The sequence below is a fragment of the Sporosarcina sp. P32b genome, assembly GCF_002743335.1.
Classification (GTDB): domain Bacteria; phylum Bacillota; class Bacilli; order Bacillales_A; family Planococcaceae; genus Sporosarcina.
Map to the genome: position 1 here is coordinate 21773 of NZ_PDZB01000003.1, position 17757 is coordinate 39529.

The 17757-nt window shown below is 39.6% G+C and carries 16 protein-coding genes; 8 read left to right on the top strand and 8 right to left on the bottom strand.

What is annotated here, in order from left to right; translation table 11 throughout:
• The first annotated feature begins 52 nt into the window (after positions 1 to 52).
• Positions 53 to 1135 carry a bifunctional 3-deoxy-7-phosphoheptulonate synthase/chorismate mutase gene (locus tag CSV64_RS03220; protein WP_099632768.1) on the top strand — a complete coding sequence of 361 codons (1083 nt, stop codon included), beginning with the start codon at positions 53 to 55 and terminating at the stop codon, positions 1133 to 1135.
• 134 nt (positions 1136 to 1269) lie between these two features.
• Positions 1270 to 2271, top strand: coding sequence for a catabolite control protein A (gene ccpA / locus CSV64_RS03225; protein ID WP_099632769.1), 1002 nt, complete (start codon positions 1270 to 1272; stop codon positions 2269 to 2271).
• A gap of 125 nt (positions 2272 to 2396) precedes the next feature.
• On the opposite strand, the gene CSV64_RS03230 is transcribed toward ccpA, so the two are convergent.
• From CSV64_RS03230 to CSV64_RS03245, 4 genes are all read right to left on the bottom strand, one after another.
• The gene (locus CSV64_RS03230) at positions 2397 to 3551 is read right to left on the bottom strand and encodes an acetoin utilization protein AcuC (RefSeq protein ID WP_099632770.1); all 1155 of its coding nucleotides are present in this window, start codon (positions 3549 to 3551) and stop codon (positions 2397 to 2399) included.
• Positions 3548 to 4192, bottom strand: a complete 645-nt coding sequence (locus CSV64_RS03235) for an acetoin utilization AcuB family protein (RefSeq protein WP_099632771.1) — start codon at positions 4190 to 4192, stop codon at positions 3548 to 3550. The genes CSV64_RS03230 and CSV64_RS03235 overlap by 4 nt, the downstream gene beginning before the upstream one ends.
• 15 nt (positions 4193 to 4207) lie before the next feature.
• Positions 4208 to 4840, bottom strand: a complete 633-nt coding sequence (locus CSV64_RS03240; RefSeq protein WP_099632772.1) for a GNAT family N-acetyltransferase — start codon at positions 4838 to 4840, stop codon at positions 4208 to 4210.
• A gap of 266 nt (positions 4841 to 5106) precedes the next feature.
• On the bottom strand, positions 5107 to 8067 hold the full coding sequence (locus CSV64_RS03245; protein WP_099632773.1) for a transglycosylase domain-containing protein: 2961 nt from the start codon (positions 8065 to 8067) through the stop codon (positions 5107 to 5109).
• A gap of 371 nt (positions 8068 to 8438) precedes the next feature.
• On the opposite strand from CSV64_RS03245, the gene tyrS reads away from it, so the two are divergent.
• Together tyrS and CSV64_RS03255 are read left to right on the top strand one after the other, a co-directional pair.
• A complete protein-coding gene (gene tyrS / locus CSV64_RS03250) occupies positions 8439 to 9704 on the top strand; it encodes a tyrosine--tRNA ligase (RefSeq protein ID WP_099632774.1) in 1266 nt (421 codons plus the stop codon).
• 15 nt (positions 9705 to 9719) lie between these two features.
• A complete protein-coding gene (locus CSV64_RS03255; RefSeq protein WP_099632775.1) occupies positions 9720 to 10064 on the top strand; it encodes a hypothetical protein in 345 nt (114 codons plus the stop codon).
• Positions 10065 to 10232: 168 nt separating this feature from the next.
• Here the strand turns inward: CSV64_RS03255 and CSV64_RS03260 are convergent, their stop codons facing one another.
• Positions 10233 to 10640, bottom strand: coding sequence for a hypothetical protein (locus CSV64_RS03260; protein ID WP_099632776.1), 408 nt, complete (start codon positions 10638 to 10640; stop codon positions 10233 to 10235).
• A gap of 268 nt (positions 10641 to 10908) precedes the next feature.
• Here CSV64_RS03260 and CSV64_RS03265 point away from each other — a divergent pair, with 268 nt between their 5' ends.
• Together CSV64_RS03265 and CSV64_RS03270 are read left to right on the top strand one after the other, a co-directional pair.
• Entirely contained in the window at positions 10909 to 11112 is a 204-nt protein-coding gene (locus tag CSV64_RS03265; RefSeq protein ID WP_099632777.1) for a hypothetical protein, read from the top strand.
• A gap of 451 nt (positions 11113 to 11563) precedes the next feature.
• Positions 11564 to 12235, top strand: a complete 672-nt coding sequence (locus CSV64_RS03270; protein ID WP_099632778.1) for a hypothetical protein — start codon at positions 11564 to 11566, stop codon at positions 12233 to 12235.
• A 218-nt stretch (positions 12236 to 12453) separates the two neighbouring features.
• Here CSV64_RS03270 and CSV64_RS03275 read toward each other — a convergent pair whose 3' ends face one another.
• The 3 genes from CSV64_RS03275 to istA form a co-directional block, all read right to left on the bottom strand.
• Complete coding sequence (locus CSV64_RS03275) at positions 12454 to 12651, bottom strand: hypothetical protein (RefSeq protein WP_099632779.1); 198 nt, start codon at positions 12649 to 12651, stop codon at positions 12454 to 12456.
• A 728-nt stretch (positions 12652 to 13379) separates the two neighbouring features.
• Positions 13380 to 13598 (bottom strand): hypothetical protein, encoded by a 219-nt coding sequence (locus CSV64_RS03280; RefSeq protein WP_099632781.1) that lies wholly within the window; start codon positions 13596 to 13598, stop codon positions 13380 to 13382.
• Between the two features lie 80 nt (positions 13599 to 13678).
• A complete protein-coding gene (gene istA / locus CSV64_RS03285) occupies positions 13679 to 14479 on the bottom strand; it encodes an IS21 family transposase (RefSeq protein WP_099632782.1) in 801 nt (266 codons plus the stop codon).
• A gap of 1325 nt (positions 14480 to 15804) precedes the next feature.
• Here istA and CSV64_RS03305 point away from each other — a divergent pair.
• Positions 15805 to 16953, top strand: coding sequence for a hypothetical protein (locus CSV64_RS03305; protein ID WP_233190362.1), 1149 nt, complete (start codon positions 15805 to 15807; stop codon positions 16951 to 16953).
• Between the two features lie 111 nt (positions 16954 to 17064).
• Entirely contained in the window at positions 17065 to 17721 is a 657-nt protein-coding gene (locus tag CSV64_RS03310; protein ID WP_143565185.1) for a hypothetical protein, read from the top strand.
• Positions 17722 to 17757: the final 36 nt, after the last annotated feature.

A 17757-nucleotide genomic window follows, 5' to 3' on the forward strand; every position in this document is an offset into this window, starting at 1 on the left:
ATAGATTCCGGTGTTAGCAAAGGAAGATATGTACGGGGAGGAGACAGGTATTATGAGCAAGCAAGATTTAGGTGAGTTGAGAGGTACTATTGATCAGTTGAACTTAGATATACTTAAATTGATCAACGAACGTACAGGCGTTATCCAAGAAATTGGTAAGTTAAAAGAAAAGCAAGGTGTTAATAGATATGATCCGGTTCGCGAACGCGAGATGCTCAACGTCTTAAAGAAGGCAAACATTGGTCCTTTACCAGACGGTATCCTTGAACAGGTATTTAAATCTATTTTCATGTCAGCACTTGAAGTACAGCAAGATGAGCAGAAGAATGCATTGCTCGTATCCCGTACTAGAAAACCTGAAGACACGATTGTTGATGTAAACGGCCATAAAATCGGAGACGGACATCCATCTTTCGTATTTGGACCTTGTGCAGTAGAATCTTACGAGCAGGTTTTGGCAGTTGCCAAGTCAATCAAAGCAAAAGGATTAACGATGATTCGTGGAGGAGCTTACAAGCCACGTACATCTCCATATGATTTCCAAGGTTTAGGCCTGGAAGGTTTAAAAATTCTAAAGCGAGTTGCGGATGAAACTGGACTTTCTATCGTCACAGAAATCATTACACCGTCACACTTGGAGGAAGCACTCGAATATATCGATGTAATCCAAATCGGTGCACGTAATATGCAGAACTTCGAATTGCTGAAAGAAGCTGGAATGGTCAATAAGCCAGTACTTCTAAAGCGTGGAATGTCTGCAACGATTTCTGAGTTCGTCAATGCAGCTGAATATATTATATCTAAAGGTAATACGGAGATTATGCTATGTGAGCGAGGAATTCGTACATATGAGACGGCAACTCGAAACACGCTGGACATCTCTGCTGTTCCCATCTTGAAGCAAGAAACGCACTTACCGGTATTCGTGGACGTTACACACTCCACTGGCCGTAAAGATTTATTGCTTCCGACAGCGAAAGCAGCAATTGCAGTAGGAGCAGACGGCGTTATGGCAGAGGTTCATCCGGATCCAGCCGTAGCATTATCGGATTCAGCGCAGCAAATGGATATTGAGCAGTTTGACAAGTTCTACGAAGAGATTACTCGCTTCATGAACACACACCAAACGATCTAAAACATCCAACACCGATCCTTTATTCGTAAAGGTCGGTGTTTTTCTGTATAGAATGACGGAATTCTGCACAGAAAAACACAAAAGTCCAGTAGAACACGGTATACTAGTAAAGAATAAAGACAGGAGGAGCAAAAATGGCGATCACTATTTACGATGTAGCAAGAGAAGCGAACGTATCGATGGCAACGGTTTCACGTGTAGTGAACGGCAATCAAAACGTGAAGCCGGCGACTCGCAAAAAAGTATTGGACTGTATTGAACGATTGGGATACCGGCCAAACGCCGTCGCTCGTGGACTAGCTAGTAAGCGTACTACGACGATCGGAGTAATTGTCCCGGATATGTCCAAGAGTTACTACGCAGAGCTATCCAGAGGGATTGCAGACGTGGCCACGATGTATGAGTACAATATTATCATCTCAAATTCCGACAAAAGTACCTCTCGAGAGGTTGAGTTGTTTGAAGATCATTTAGGTAAGCAAGTAGATGGACTGATCTTCATGAGTGATTCTATTTCACCTGAAGTACGTAAAGAAATGAAAACAGCGAACGTTCCAATCGTCTTGGCAGGGACGTTGGATTTTGAAAACAACTTACCCTCTGTCAATATTGATCATGAACAAGCCGCATATGAAGTAACAAAGAAGTTAATCGACAATGGCCACAAGCGTATTGCATTTGTTTCGGGACCGTTTACGCGTGACATTAATCGTGTGTGCAAGCGTGTTGGGTATATTCGTGCGTTGGAAGAAGCGGGGATGATGATCGATGAGTCATTGATCGTGGAAACCGACAATACGTATGATGATGCTTACGAAAGCTGGAATGTGCTAGGTAAGTTGTCTGACCGTCCAACGGCTGTCATGACGAGCAGTGACGAAGTTGCAATTGGTATTATGAATGGTGTGCGTGATGAGAATCTTAGAATACCTGAGGATTTAGAGATTATTTGTTTCCAGCACTCTATTCTTGCGCGTATTGTTCGTCCGCAGCTGACTGCGATTGTGGTGCCATTGTATGACTTAGGTGCCGTATCGATGCGTTTGTTGACGAAGTTGATGAATAAGGAAGAAGTAGAAGAGACCGAAGTTGTTTTACCTTATTATTTGGAAGAGCGGCAGTCGGTTAAGAAGTAAGGTAGGAGTTGCTCCCTGCGACGAAGAGTAACTGGTATTGTGTTCAGAACTTTGAGCACTACTACCTTATTTTTAAAAACATCAAGATAAAAAAGCAACTTATCTTCGCGATAAGTTGCTTTTTATTATGCTTTTCGAATGACGTGCAACGCTCTCGTTAGCATTTGCTCGTTTTTTTCATTGATGTCATGTTTACGAGGAACTGGCTCGTATAGGTCCTCAGGGTCTTCCCACGTCTCAATAAGAGGAACAGGGGATTCAGGTTGCCATTTGTTTAGCCAGGCTTCTGGCAGGCGTCCGGTTGGTGTTGGGATGTCCTTCATAGTCAGCCATAAGTGAGACCATGCGCGCGGTACTACGCGCCATATATCGTATCCACCACCGCCTATTGCAATCCACTTCCCATCACAGAATTCTTCTGCGAGTTCTTTTGCTAGTTTCGGAATTTCTTCATAAATCTTCATGGTGCTATACAGATGCGTTAATGGATCGAAGTAGTGCGCATCTGCTCCATTTTGGGTAAGAATAACGTCTGGCTTGAAGTGTTCTGCTACTTCCCGCAAGGCAGTTTTATAGATATGTAGGAATGATTCATCTTCCGTAAATGCGTCGATAGGGAAGTTGAATGACGTGCCATAACCTGCGCCATTGCCTCGTTCAGTTACATTACCTGTACCAGGGAACAAGTAGCGACCTGTTTCATGGATAGAGAATGTACAGACATTTGGATCATCGTAAAACGTCCATTGCACGCCGTCGCCATGGTGCGCATCGGTATCTACGTATAATACGCGAGCGCCATATTTTTGCTGTAAGTATTTGATAGCTACGGAACTATCATTGTAAATACAAAAGCCAGAAGCTTTCCCTTGGAATCCGTGATGCAAGCCGCCGCCGAGGTTCAGTGCGTATCTGGAACGGCCTTCCATTACTTCTTCAATTGCTGTAAGAGTACCACCGACGAGCAATGCACTCGCTTCATGCATGCCAGTGAAGAATGGTGTATCTTCCGTACCGATTCCGTATATACTACCGATGTTTTCGCTAACATCACCTTTACTCGCTTTTTTCACGATTTCGATATACTTTGCGTCATGAGCCAGAAGCAATTCTTCGTCTGTGGCTGTGCGCGGAATCACGATTTCTTCAGGTTTGATCGTATTCATGTCATCTAATAAATCTTTTGTCAAAATGATTCGCTTCTGATTAAACGGGTGGGTATCCGAAAATTCATAGTTTAGTTGGTCGGGAGAAAAGATAAAACTCGCTTGTTTTTTCATACGCCCATCTCCGGTTCACTTGGCCAAAGAACTTCGAATCCTTGCTCTTTTAATCCTTCGATGATCGGAAGAGGATTCATTCGTTTGATGCGGATCGCTAGAATTTTGTACTCTTCATTATCTTGATAAGGATAAACCAGTACACTTAGCACATTCGTATTGTGGTCGTGAAATACTTTAGATGCTTCATATAAAATACCAGGCGTGTTTGGAACGCGAATTTGAATATGCGAACTTGGCTGATTGGCACCTGTTAATTCAATATAGTTATAGAGTAAATCTGTTTTAGTAAGAATTCCGACTAGCTGATAATTAGAAACGATTGGTAAACAACCGATTTCATACGTATAAAACATTAACGCAGCTTCTTCCGCAAAGTCTCGCGGATGTCCAATCAATAAGTCGGTTTTCATAATTTTATCAAGTGTTGTTTCATAAAGTGAAGGTTCCAATCTCTCTGAAATGCTGGAAGGAGAGGCTTCTTTGACGTCACGATCTGTAACTAGTCCTTCTATCCGCCCATCTTTCACAATAGGGATGTGGCGGATTCGTTTTTCCTTCATCAGTTGTACCGCATCTGCAATCGTATGCGTAGAATTAAGCGTAATCACATCTGTTTTCATAATGTCCTGTATTAGCATGATCATTCCTCACTTTCAGTAATTAACACGATTTTTGAAACGCACACGATCAAAACGCTCGATGGATTCTTGATCGACTCGTTTTCCAATTCTCGCCATTAGTGCATTTGCGGGATGGGAGCTAACTTCTGGATCATCGGTTGAGAAGAATTCCATGCCACCTGCACGCATCATTTTCTCCATCATTTTACGATACTCCCATACTGTCAACCCAGTTCCTTTCAAATCCCAATGCCAATAATATTCGGTTGTAATAATAATATAATCTTCCACCGCATCATCGAGCATCGATAATTCCAGTAAAGATTTGCCGATGCGTGCACCACGATAGGCAGCAACTACTTCAACGGCACCTAGTTCAATTAAATTATCCATGTTTGCTTCATACCAGCGTTCGAGTGGATCGGGATATAGATAGGTAACGTACCCAACGACCATATTATCGATTCTCGCTACATTGATTCGACCTTCAGGAAACGCAGCGATTTTCACCAATGCTTCTTGTTGTTGTTTAGATGGACGGAATGCTTTTAGTCCTTCGTGAAATTCGAACGCCGCCAATCGCTCTGGTGAAACGGGCCCTTCAATGACCAGTTCCCCTTCGTCATGCGGAAATGATCTGGAAAAGTAGGTCTTTTTATGTTCCACACAGTTCACCTCTTCCTAATATTTCTATCCATTGTACGCTCAAGTACTAGCTGTAAGTTCGGCACGTGTTGCTCTTTGTTAAGTATACAATTGATAGGGTGGAAAAGTATATTATTATCATTAAAATCACTGAATTGTCGGTAATTAGTACCGAGTAGTAAAAAGTGTGGAAAGTAATGAAGAGGGGGAGTTTCATTACTTTCCACACATTTTTTACAGACAAAAAAAGCCGGATTACAATTTCACATTGTAATCCGGCTTGTGCGTTATTCTTTTGCTGCAGGAGCTGCATCTGGCTTTGGTTCAGGTGTAGCTTCCGGCTTTGCTTCTGGTTTTGGTTCTGGTTTAGATTCGGGTGTAGCTTCTGGTTTCGAATCTGGTTTTGATTCAGCATCTGTTTCCGGTTTTGCATCCGGTTTCGTTTCTGGATTAGTTCCTGGTTTTGTTCCAGAATTCGTATCTGATTTCGGTTCTGCTTTTGGTGCAGGTGCAGCATTTGTTACCGTGTTTGAAGGCCCTGATAGTTGGCCGGTAATATCAACTGCGCGCACATAGTAAGAACCATATCCGACTTTATACGATCTAGAAGCTCCGTCATGAACCGTACCGATTCTAGCACCGTTCTGATAAATGTAATAACCAATTACATCATTTGAAGAGGAGCCGGTCCATGTAAGAACTGAACCATTTTGTCCTGCCGATACGGCTGCAGGTGGTACATTGTCAGCAGGGAATGTGCCGCCTGCGACACTGCTTGAATAACTGCCACGACCTGCAAGTAGTTTAGAAGCATCTCCACCTAAACGTCCAAGCATCCGCTTTCCATATTCAGAAGTTACGCCAACGCCGCCAGACGTGACAAATTCACGAGGAGTAGAAGCTAACGCCTGATATAGTTTTCCATTTACTCGAACAGCCGCTGATGAAACGATACTGTCATCCGCTTTTGATGGAACCATCTTTTTCGAATTAAATAAATCTGATCGAACGAGTCCTGCTGATGAACATGCAGCAGAAGGAGCGAGTCCTGAAATGCCACAGAATGAACGTGTGACAACACCGTTAGGGCGCTTAAAGGTATCTCTTGCTTTAATCGTTTCTGGTATCACGGTATTGGCTGTATTCATCAATTGTCCGTACAATCGTGCTGTCCGTTCTGATGGATGCATTTGACCACTGTTGTAGCCGTGATATAACGGTGTAGTACGCTTTTTATAGCCCATCCAAACACCCAACGAAACGTTTGGATTATAGCCGACTAGCCAGGCATCTCCATATTTCTGGGATGTACCAGTTTTTGCAGCCAAATCCGGTCGGAAGTTCATCAAACCAGGTAATCTAGCAGCCGTACCATTTCCTTTTAATACATCACGCATCATATCTGTGATGATATAAGAAGTTTCTGGACTGAATACTTCCACTGGTTCAGCTTTGTGTTCAAATACGACATTGCCTTTCATATCTTCAATCCGTTCAATCATATATGATTGAATAAATTGTCCGCCATTGGCAAATGTAGCATATGCATTTGTATTTTCTTCTACAGATACATCCATAGTACCTAATGCTGCAGAAAGACCACTACCTGCTCGATCTGTAGCATTTTTGAATTTCATTTTCTTAAGAAAATCAATCGGGTTTCTATCTATTATCTGATCATATAGACGTACAGTAGATACGTTTTGTGAGCGAGCCAGTGATTCGCGTGCGGGCAATACTCCAAGCTCTCGGTCGAAGTAGTTGGCTGGAGAATATCCATCTCTACCTATAAACTTCACATCCACTACCGGACTACCTGCACCAATCACACCATATTCAATGGCAGGTGCGTATACAAGTAAAGGTTTCATGGAGGATCCATTCTCTCGAAAAGCTTGCGTAGAGTGATTCATTGCTTCCAGTTCGTAATCACGACCACCGACGAATGAGAGTATTTGACCTGTATGGTTTTCGATCATCATCGCCCCCACTTGAACAGGATTTTGTTTCGTAATCGTTTTGCCTGATTCGTCATCTACTGTTTCGGATGTATACGTATATCCGTAGTACTGGAAGCTGTCAGCCACTTCATTCATTTTGTCATACAGCTCTTTGTTGATCGTAGAGAAGATACGATAGCCGTCTGTTCGCATGGAACGGTCTGCCATGATTTCGTATTTTTCTTTGATCTTGGAATCACCTTCAAAACGGTCCGCGTCGATGCCATCTTTTTCAGCTAATACTTTAGCTAAAATTTCGATGGTACGATTTTGAATTTCTTGTGTGACATACGGATAACGTTCCGTCGCACGGCGTGAAGGTTGTCTGAAGTCTTTCGTTACATCGTAAGCCTTTGCTTCCTTCCATTCTGCGTCCGTAATATAACCTGCATCACGCATTCTGAACAATACCGTTTTCATTCGGTTAACACCGTACATAAGTTTTTCCCGTTCTTTAATCCCTTGATTTTTACTGTAGAAGGGCGTGTATGTATAAGGTGCTTGTGGAATACCCGCAATATATGCAGCTTGCGGCAAACTTAAATCAGCGGCTTTAATGCCGAAGATACCGCGTGCGGCTGTTTCGATACCTGCGATATTCTGTCCCGAAACATCACGGCCATAAGGAATGATATTCAGGTAAGCTTCGAGAATTTCATCTTTCGTCATGAAGTGCTCCAAACGCATAGCTAGCAAGATTTCTTTGGCTTTACGTTCATACGATACTTCATTCGTTAGAATCTGGTTTTTGACTAACTGCTGTGTGAGTGTCGATCCACCCGTTTGACTGTCTGAGTTTGTAACATCTTGGAACACGCCACGGAATATCGCTTTTGGCACGACACCTTTGTGTTCTTCAAAGTATTCATCCTCAGTAGCAAGCACAGCGTCCAGTGCATACTGTGAAACTTTATCTAGCGTAATTTGTCGGCGCTCGATGTCCGAGTTGATCTTGCCTAGATAAATACTGTCTGCAAAGAACATTTCAGATGTTTCTTCGTAATTAAACACCTGGTCTCGAAGTTCTTCTTTCGTACGTAACGGTTCTTTCGCAACGAGAGAAGCGAAATAGCCTGCACCAACTGAACTCGCAAATACGGCCCCAATGACGGCGAAGATAATGAGTAAAATAAACAAGTTCCAAAGTACGCCGGTACCGATGCGAAGTTTTTTGGCCCAAGGCTCTTTTTTCGCTTGTTCAAACTTATCTTCAAGTTGCTTAATTCTATTATTCTTTTCGTTATTCAAAGTTTTTCTCCCCCCAAAAATCTTTCTCATTATATCACAGATTCAAAAGGAAATATGCATTAATTGTTGACTTTCATTGGAAGATAGGTAAAATTGAACTCATACGAAATTACATGTCGAAGAAACCGAAGTAGTGGTAGTGAGTTCCGTCCTAGAGAGACAGCGGTTGGTGGAAGCTGTTCGGTGCACTATACATGAATTACAGTTTTGGAGTGTACGTTTTGCGCAACGTTACTAGCGCCTCAAAGCCGGAGAGTGTTTACTCTCAAGCCGGGTGGTACCGCGTTATGAATTACTCAACTAACGTCCCTGCATGATCATTTATTGATCGTGTGGGGACTTTTTATGTTGAAAATAGGAGGAAATAAAAAATGTCGAATGAATTAATGGATGATTTACGTTGGAGAGGTTTGCTATACCAGCAGACGAATGAAGAAGGACTTGAAAAGCTTCTAACAGACGAGAAAATTTCTCTATACTGTGGGGTAGACCCAACAGCAGATAGTATGCACATCGGTCATATCGTACCGTTGCTGACACTGCGTCGCTTCCAGTTACACGGACATCAACCGATTCTATTGATCGGTGGCGCTACAGGGATGATCGGGGATCCATCTGGACGCTCTGAAGAACGCCAATTGCAGACGACAGATCAAGTAGACGACAATGTTCGCGGAATCAAAAAGCAACTAGAAATGATCTTTGATTTCCAAACAGAAAATGGTGCGAAACTTGTAAATAATAATGACTGGATCGGTTCCATGTCATTAATCGAATTCTTGCGTGACTACGGTAAATTGCTAAGCGTCAATTACATGCTAGCAAAAGATAATGTGGCGTCTCGTCTAGATCAAGGGATTTCGTTCACGGAATTCTCGTACATGTTGATGCAAGGTGCAGACTTTAATCACTTATTTGATAACCACAACTGCCGTGTGCAAATCGGTGGATCCGATCAGTGGGGGAATATTACGACAGGTCTAGAAGTCATCCGCAAAATGCATGACGAAGAAGTACAAGCATACGGATTTACAATTCCGTTAGTAACGAAAGCGGATGGCACGAAATTCGGTAAATCTGCTGGCGGTGCAGTATGGCTTGATGCGAAGAAAACTTCTCCATATGAGTTTTACCAATTCTGGATTAACGCAGCAGACGCGGACGTTGTGAAATATTTGAAAATCTTCACATTCCTAAGCCGTGAAGAAATTGAAGCACTTGAAGTATCCGTACAAGAAGAGCCACACTTACGTAAAGCACAGAAGACGTTGGCAGAAGAAATGACGCGCCTAGTTCACGGTCAAGACGCACTAGATCAAGCACTACGTATTTCTGCAGCACTATTTAGCGGTGACTTAAAAGCATTAACAGCTACTGAAATGAAAGATGCGTTTAAAGACGTACCGACTGTAGAAATGGAAAAAGTGGATCAAAATATCGTCGATTTCATTGTACAAGCGGGTGTATCTCCATCGAAACGTCAAGCGCGTGAAGACGTAACTAACGGTGCCATTTCCTTCAATGGAGAGCGCATTACAGATACGGCATTCACGGTAGGGGCAGAGCAACGCTTGGAAGACGCATTCACTATTGTGAGACGTGGGAAAAAGAAATATAGTATGGTGAAGTTTGTTTAACTGGGAGATCATAAATTGAAAAAAGAGTATATGATGTACGCGATGACGTTAGGTTTAATAGGCGACGCGATTAATGAAATGATCGATGCGGTGGAAGAGGATAGCCCAGAAGGTGTTAAACGCGCCGCTAAGCGATTTACTACTGTAACGACAACCATTAAAGAAGAAACGCCACCAAACATTTTCGCGATTGAGCATCAAGAACTGGTTGAAGCCTTTACACTGTGGAATGTAGCGAACAAGCAAGCGACCGCTATGCGATCTGAAAACATCGTGGAAGCTGCATCAGCCGCTTTAGATAAGCATGAAGGTTTCCTAGTGAGTATCATGGATCGAATTTATGATACGTTACGTAATTAATAGTGGATGAAAAGGCATCTCTTCGGAGGTGTCTTTTTATGTTGGAAATAGTAATTCTGTTGATATAGGGAAGGGAATATAAGTGAAATAACGAATTTTAGTAAAAGTACCTATGTGGTAAAACAGCTATAACTGATTACCTCATAGGCACTCTACTTTATTGTGTGCTTATTGTATTAACATTTTTTTGATGATGCGAATGTCTGTATCGTGATCATTAACAAGGCGTTGAGTCATGTGCATTTCATCTAATTTTTCTGTATTCCGTGAGACGTTTTCGGTTAAAGCGTCAATTTTCTCATCAGTCGAAATGGAGCGTGCATCAAGTTCAAATATAGCCTGTTTCATAAATCTTTGTTCTTCTTTAATGGAAGCAACATCCGACTTGAGTAAAGAGACGTCCGTTTTTAGTAAAGAGACATCAGTTTTTAATGAAGAAATATCAGGTTTTAGAGAAGAGAAATCGGTTTTTAAAGAAGAAAACTCATCTTTAATATCTTTTTTAAAGACGGATAAATCCTGTTCCATGTTCGTCATTTTATTAACCATAAGTTCTAGAAGTTCTCGATCCGTCATATAATACCTCCTCATAGTTTTTTTGTATGTGTTTTTTAATAGATATCTAAATTAAATTTGCTTATTGTATATTTGATGTCTATCATATCATGTTTTAAACAATTTGTACAGAACGTATATTCGTGTCTGGTATATTTCTATCGGAGTTATTTGAGTGATGACAACCCTAAACGTTCAAGAAAGCACAAAAACTTAGCGCTCACATCCTCAACTTAAAAGGGTTTTCCTTCTCTATGTCGAATACTGTAGATAGAGGGAAGTGAGAAGTTTGAAAAAATACAGAGTACATTACCACTTTGCAGGTGCTGAAAGTATTGTCAGAATCGTTGAAGCGGAAGATCAAGAAGATGCGTTAGGGATGGCGACAAGTTCCCGAAGCAATGATATTGTTTTTACAGATAGTAAAGGAACGTTATATTGTTTCTTTTATAGAGACGTAAAATATGTTTCAATTGTAGAAGACAGATCATAAACAACAGAAGTATAAAACTTTTGTGAAATAGTAATTCGGAGCGTCCTTTCTTGGGACGTTCTTTTTTATATATTTTTTAATTCCTAATAAAGAAGATTTGCTTCCATGCATCATATAATAAAAAACCACATGTACATATAGCTTTTTAGCACGTTTCAAAATGGTACGACGGATGTTTCATTTTGAAACGAAGGTGCGTATCAATGTGAAACGACACATCGTATCATATTGGTACGGCCTATAACCAAAGAACTTAAGAACTAAAGAATAAAGATATTGTCGAGAAGCATCTCGACGTCGAGTATTTCTCGATTCCTTTTCGGCTGAGAAAACTTTTTACACCTAGTATCCTTTTTGCTTCTCAGCTCTATATAGTGTGCAAAGCTAACCTGGTGGTATTTTGTAACTTGAAGTCACAATCTACGTCTACGTTTAAAAGGAGTGGAGAATTATGACAAAAAGAATGCTGCTACTTCCTGTTTTATTATTGCTGACAGCTTGCTCTATCAACCCATCCTCGCAGAACACGATTATTGACTGGGTAGATTTTGTGAAATGGAATGATGCGACGTATGAAGCGAACTATGAAATGAACGAGCTTGAAAAGGACTGGGAAACTGCTGAAGAAGTAGGAGAAGTGAAGTATATGTTGGATGGCCATGCAAGTGCCAATCATCAGTCGAAAAATGGAGATGCTGCTTACTTGCCGAAAGGGACGAAATTATTCGCAATGAAAGGATATGATCCGGCATTTCAAATTATAGCGGACGGTAAGGTATACGAAGTCACTGAATCGGATACGGCTGAAACAGTTGGAGATTTTTTAGATATAGAAGGGAAGGTACAGCGAGTCATTTTACAAAGCGAGCAAGATTTATCGTTCATTGGGGAATTTTCGGATGAGCATGCAGAGCAGCTGATTGAAGAGTTGCTGATCATGCCGTATGAACCGGATAGAAGAGCGACGGAAGGAAAGCGAGTGTTTTTTGGAATTGAGCTAGTAGACGGGACTATGACCCGATCGCTTTATTGGCCGGAGACGGGTTATGTTCATTATGGTGGTGTGGCTTCTCAAACGATTAAAGACATATTTGAGGCTGAGATGGATAAGTATGATTACTGAAGAAAATTGATAAATATAAAATAGGGTGAAGTGCAATCATGATTTTTTAAACAAATTATGAAAGTTTGATATGCAGGTACTCTATATAAATAGATAACACCTTGGTCAAAGGAGATATTACTGAAAAAGGGAATTAAGATACAATTGCATATACTACACCGAAAGAAGCATCTACAAAGTAAAATGTGTTTTTATAAGAAAAAGAGCCATTCAAGGCTCTAGTGATATTCTTTAGATTTCTTTAGACACTCTTCAAAATGCAATACGATATCGTTAAAGGAAAACTCGTTTTCTTCGATGTTGTATACAATGATGTTTGTATCGCTATCGTATCTCTTATTGAAAACCGGCTTTACATGGTTATTCTGGATTAAAGCCTTAGCAAGTTCAACTGCCAACCTTTTATTACCATCCAAATAAAACACCTCCTAAGTGATTATATTTGAATGAATAAGAGAATATGAAAGACGTACGATTGTTGGGGGGTACGACGGAAGCATATAAGGAACTTGTGTCGTAAAAGTTACTTGTGTAAGAAAAAATATGGATGTTCTCACGAATATGAGAGTTTTACACACAGGTATCTATTAGTGATTCGGAGCCTAGTATCTTTGTTAAATGTGAATGGTTAAGGTCATTTAGCACGATGGAGATTATTGTGTTCTTCAACATAAGTAAAAGTATGAGACTCTAAAAAACTTTGAATTGTGTCGGGACCGGGTAAGTTTATTAATCAGGATTCTGCTCATATATTAAGGCAAAAGTTTAGAAAATCATCTCCAAAGCGTGATACTGAAATCATTTTGCTAACAGGGCTACTACCAATTCTGGTTTCTGCAAGATAAGAAGACTGTAATAAACCTAGCATCTCCAATCTTGATAATGCTGCTATTGAATATGCAGAATTAGTATCTGAATAATCTATTTCGTAGTCGGGATACTCTTTGGATTTACTAAGTAAAACCTGAAATTCTAGAATAGTAATAGAAGATAAAGTGTCTAAAAGTATCTGTCGTTTATCATAATTTTGTTTCGTGGTGGAATTTTGCAATAGGCTTATGAAGAAGTTTTTTAGATAAATTCTTTTTTTCTCAGAAGATTCTCTTTCAACTTGCTCATTAAGTCTTTCGATCAAAGCTATTAGTCAGTCTTCATCGTGGTCTTGAATAGATAGAATCTTATTGTCAAATTTTGATATTTGATCGGAAACTTCTTGATAAAATGATTCTAATCGTTTAAAACGCTTTGTTTGCTTTACGGAAAAATAAGAAGTGGCTAATGCTCCACCAACGTAAGGAATTAGCTGCAGGACTGATTCAACTGTGACCTCTAACTTTTCCCGTCCGGTAAGTTTATCAGTCATGACTTCATCTCGCTTTTTAAAGACATTGTCGCATATAGGTAGTGCTTATTAATAGGTAAAGAATGAAAGATTTTACGAACCTAAATTGCAATGATTTGACGTGAAATGAATCCAACTGTTCCTTCTACACTAGCCTTATCTTTTGGCTTTCTAACTCGACTGGGCACAATGATTGTGCGATAGTAATCTGCCAGTTCACGATAGGATTCATTTAGGAGAGGCTCTATTCGTCGGGCTTTAATTACTCCTGTTTTTAAATTGTCAGGCACCAAAGTTTCTGGCACCCCATCAAAATATTCATACGCTCGAATATGAGCAGACAACCAATTGGGCGACTTCATATCCAGAAATGCCTCTGCGTAGCTGAATTGGCTGTAAGGCAAGGTCGCTATAAATACATAAGCAGGAATGCGTTCCCCAGTAAAACGATCGGTTACATGCAAGGTGGTGCCTGCCCAATCTACTTCCATGATTTTACCTGGCTTTCTGCGGATAGGCATGGTCAATTTATACTTTCTCGCATATTTCCCATACTGTTCGCAAAACGTTCTATAAGCGTAAGGTATTTTCCCAACCTCACGTGCCTCTACCGCATACTCATGATGCAATAAGGCCAGAGTGACATTCTTTTTTTGCAGTTCTTTATGCACCTTCTCCCACTGAATAGGGAAGTATCCCTTTTCACTTGCCTGCTTCTCGGGAAAGAGAAGCTCCTCCAACCATTGATTGGTCGTCGTGTCGTTCAAGCTTGCTAAGTCGTGTTCCTTGGCGCGCTGAACGACCTCAGAAACCGTATTTCGAGAATGGCCAGTGCTAGAACTAATGGTGCGCTGACTGATTCCGTCAAAATACAATTCGAGTATTTTACGACAATTAACCACAAAAAAACCTCCTGTTTAATAAAATTGTCATGCTTGTACGCATGCAATTTTAATTATACAGAAGGTGATTTAATTAGTAGGGCGGCCCTCATGTCCGCATTCACCGGCTCAATCGTCCGCACTGGGGGGCTCAAAACTCCGCAGAGGTGGCTCAATTCACATGCAATAATCAGAAGCGACTTTCAGTTCTTTGAATGAGTGGCCATAAACTAGTAAAACCATTTAAGGAGTATTTCCTAAGCTGTCTGCAATAGTTTGCAAAGGGGGGCGTTGACTAATTAAAATCGTGGCATATGTATGACGTAATCCGTGCGGTGTGATTTTCTTCAAATGTTTCAAGCATAAGGAATGGATGAGGGGATGACAGAAGTGTATGTAGCTGACGGTTTGATTTTTATTACCGCGTATGTATTTGGATTTATCAAAGGTAAGCAGTAGACACAAACTATCGAGAAGAGATTGCACTGGAACGTGTTTTAGATGTCAGTTGTGGTTGTCGTTTGTTTTGGTTCGACAATCAAAATGACGATGCGATTGATATGGATAAAAGAGTAGTTTCAGAAAAAACTATGCGATGGAAGAAAGCTAGAAGTAAATCCAGAAATAATTGCAGATTTTCGTGATGTGAAATTTGCGGATGAATCACGGTAGATGGTCATATTTGATCCTCCACATTTGATTAAGGCGGACGAGAATTCATGGTTGGGTAAGAAAAAGAAATACGGAATTTTAGAAGAGACTTAGTCAAATTACATTCGGTAGAGTTTCGAAGAATGTATGAGAGTTTTAAAACCAAACAGAACACTTATTTTCAAACAGAATGAAGATCAGATAAAGCTCCGAGATATTTAAAAGTGATAGATTATAAGCTGCTGTTTGGAAACAGAAGAAGCAAAACATACTGGTTTGTTTTCATGAAAGATTGAGGAACATTCCAAAAAAAAACGCATAAAAAGACCGTTATTCATCTCTGAAAAAATCGGTCAAGTTTTATCTTGTTAATATTTTTTATTATTACTAATTTGGTGTAAGGAGAGAGAGGAAGTTACTCCACCCAAACTTACAGCAATCACCTATCTTTATATCCTTTTTGCAACTATCAGAAAAATCGAATTAAATAATTCGAAAGCAGGCCACTGATAACTAGCACCAACATATCTAACACCAATATATCTAACATATACTCAACTAATTTCTTCATTTGCATCACTCCGACAATTCATATTGTCGGTGATTGGTCTTACTATTATATGAAACCCCTGTGTTTTTATACGTGAAAAATAGATTAAAGGAGATTTTTAAAAAAAGACAGGATCTCTCCCGTCATGGCTGACATTATTGTATCACGTGGAGGGGTCCTGGTAAATATAGAAAATTTGTCGATTGATGGGCAAGGAAGATTAGAAATTGATATAATGGCATTACTAATGACCTGTGTTGTGGTGATTTCGGAGGGGGTTGCTAAGTTACGAGAATTACGAGAGCATGGTGAATATAAGAATATAGACGCACTAGGAGAATGTCAGAGGGATGCGGAGGGAAGAGGAGGAAGAGCTTTGAAGGAATGGAATATAGAGAGAGTAATGCTCTACATAACCATTTTTATACTAGTTGGCATACAGACCTTTCTAATATTTTGGATAACCAATCCTTTTAAAAAACTGTCGTTAAAAGAAACGTTAGAGGTATCGTCGGACTTTGTTGTTATATTAGGAGTGTTTTTTACAATTATAACAATTGTATTGGCTAAAAAGAGTCTTGAATCAGGTGTTTATCAACTAGAAGAAATGAGAAAACAAAGATTCCATTCGCAAGAGCCTGAGCTGTTTTTAGAACCTAAATCTTTTGAGGTGAATTATCAAAATCAAAATATTATATTTCACGCACCATGGAAAAGTAATGATTTGGAATTTGATGAAAAAAACGCAGTACGCTTAGTAATATCCAATATAGGTAAAGGGGTAGCAAAAAATATAAAAATCAAACTATTTTTCGAAGATGACTACTTTAATCGGATAATGCAAATTGATTATGTCGAAGTCTTTGATATGAAGATGATAGAAATGGAAAATGAAACCATGTTATTTCAGTACAAACATGGTGACAAACGTAAAGGCGTATCAATGAAAAGTTATTATGTCGAAGAAAAACAACGTATATTTCATCATTATGTTAGACCAGAAAACAATTTCGAAGTTTTATTGGATAGATATATGTTCGAGATTTTAAATATGCATTTATTTTTAAACGCAGCTAACTTTCTTGATGCAGGAAATATTTTTGATGCGAAATTTAAATTGGAATTAACCTACCGAGATTCCTTTGATAACGAATATTCAAAGGAAATAGATGTAATATTTCCCATTAGTTCTGTAGGAGCACAGCTAATAGACTTTCCTTACGGGATGGATGTTGAATTTCAACTTCAAACATATGACAAAACAAGCCATAAAAAATATTATAAGAATAGTTAGTAATTCGCACTGACCAACCAAAGAACAACATTTGATTGTAGCATTGCGCTGCGTCATTTGTTGTCCATTATGCAATTGGTGAATATCGAATTATAACTAACAGAGGGGAGTATGGCGGATATGGAGGGAATAGGGGTAGGAGTTTTGAGGAAAAGAGATAACTTTTATATTTATTTTAGTATTTTTTCTCTCATATTCATTTTGATATTAGTTTATTTTTTCTACGAAAAGAGGTATTGTCTATCGGATTTCCTAGATGTGAAAACAATATTTCAAGTAATCGGAACAGTGTTCGGTGCCTACTTTGGTGCCAAAGTAGCTGGTAAGTATGCGATAGACTCTGCAGAAAAAATAATATTCGAGGAAAAAAACAATCGTTCAGAATTGTTTAAGAAAACCATAATCATGGACGATATAGAAATATATTCTGAGCTTTTAAGCCAAGCGAACGGTATATATGTAAATAAGAAAAGCAAATACGAAAAGTTTTTTATATGGGGTTTCAAGGAGGTATATAGTAACTACAAAACTGTAGAGTTGAATATAATCCCGTTAACCTATTTAAAAAGTTATAAGGAATTTGAGTTTAGTATAAATAATTTAAATTCTTTAGTTAAACAAATCGATTCTAAAAGTTACTTTGTTTCACCGGATGAATCTCCGGATGAAGCATTTGAAAAAGTTTACGAGAGATTAAATGAATCCAGAACTGACATGGAAAACCGGTTAACAGATTTGAAAAGAGAATTAGGAATAGATAACTATTAATATAAGTCCCCTTGGCCAACCCGAGGACGACATTTG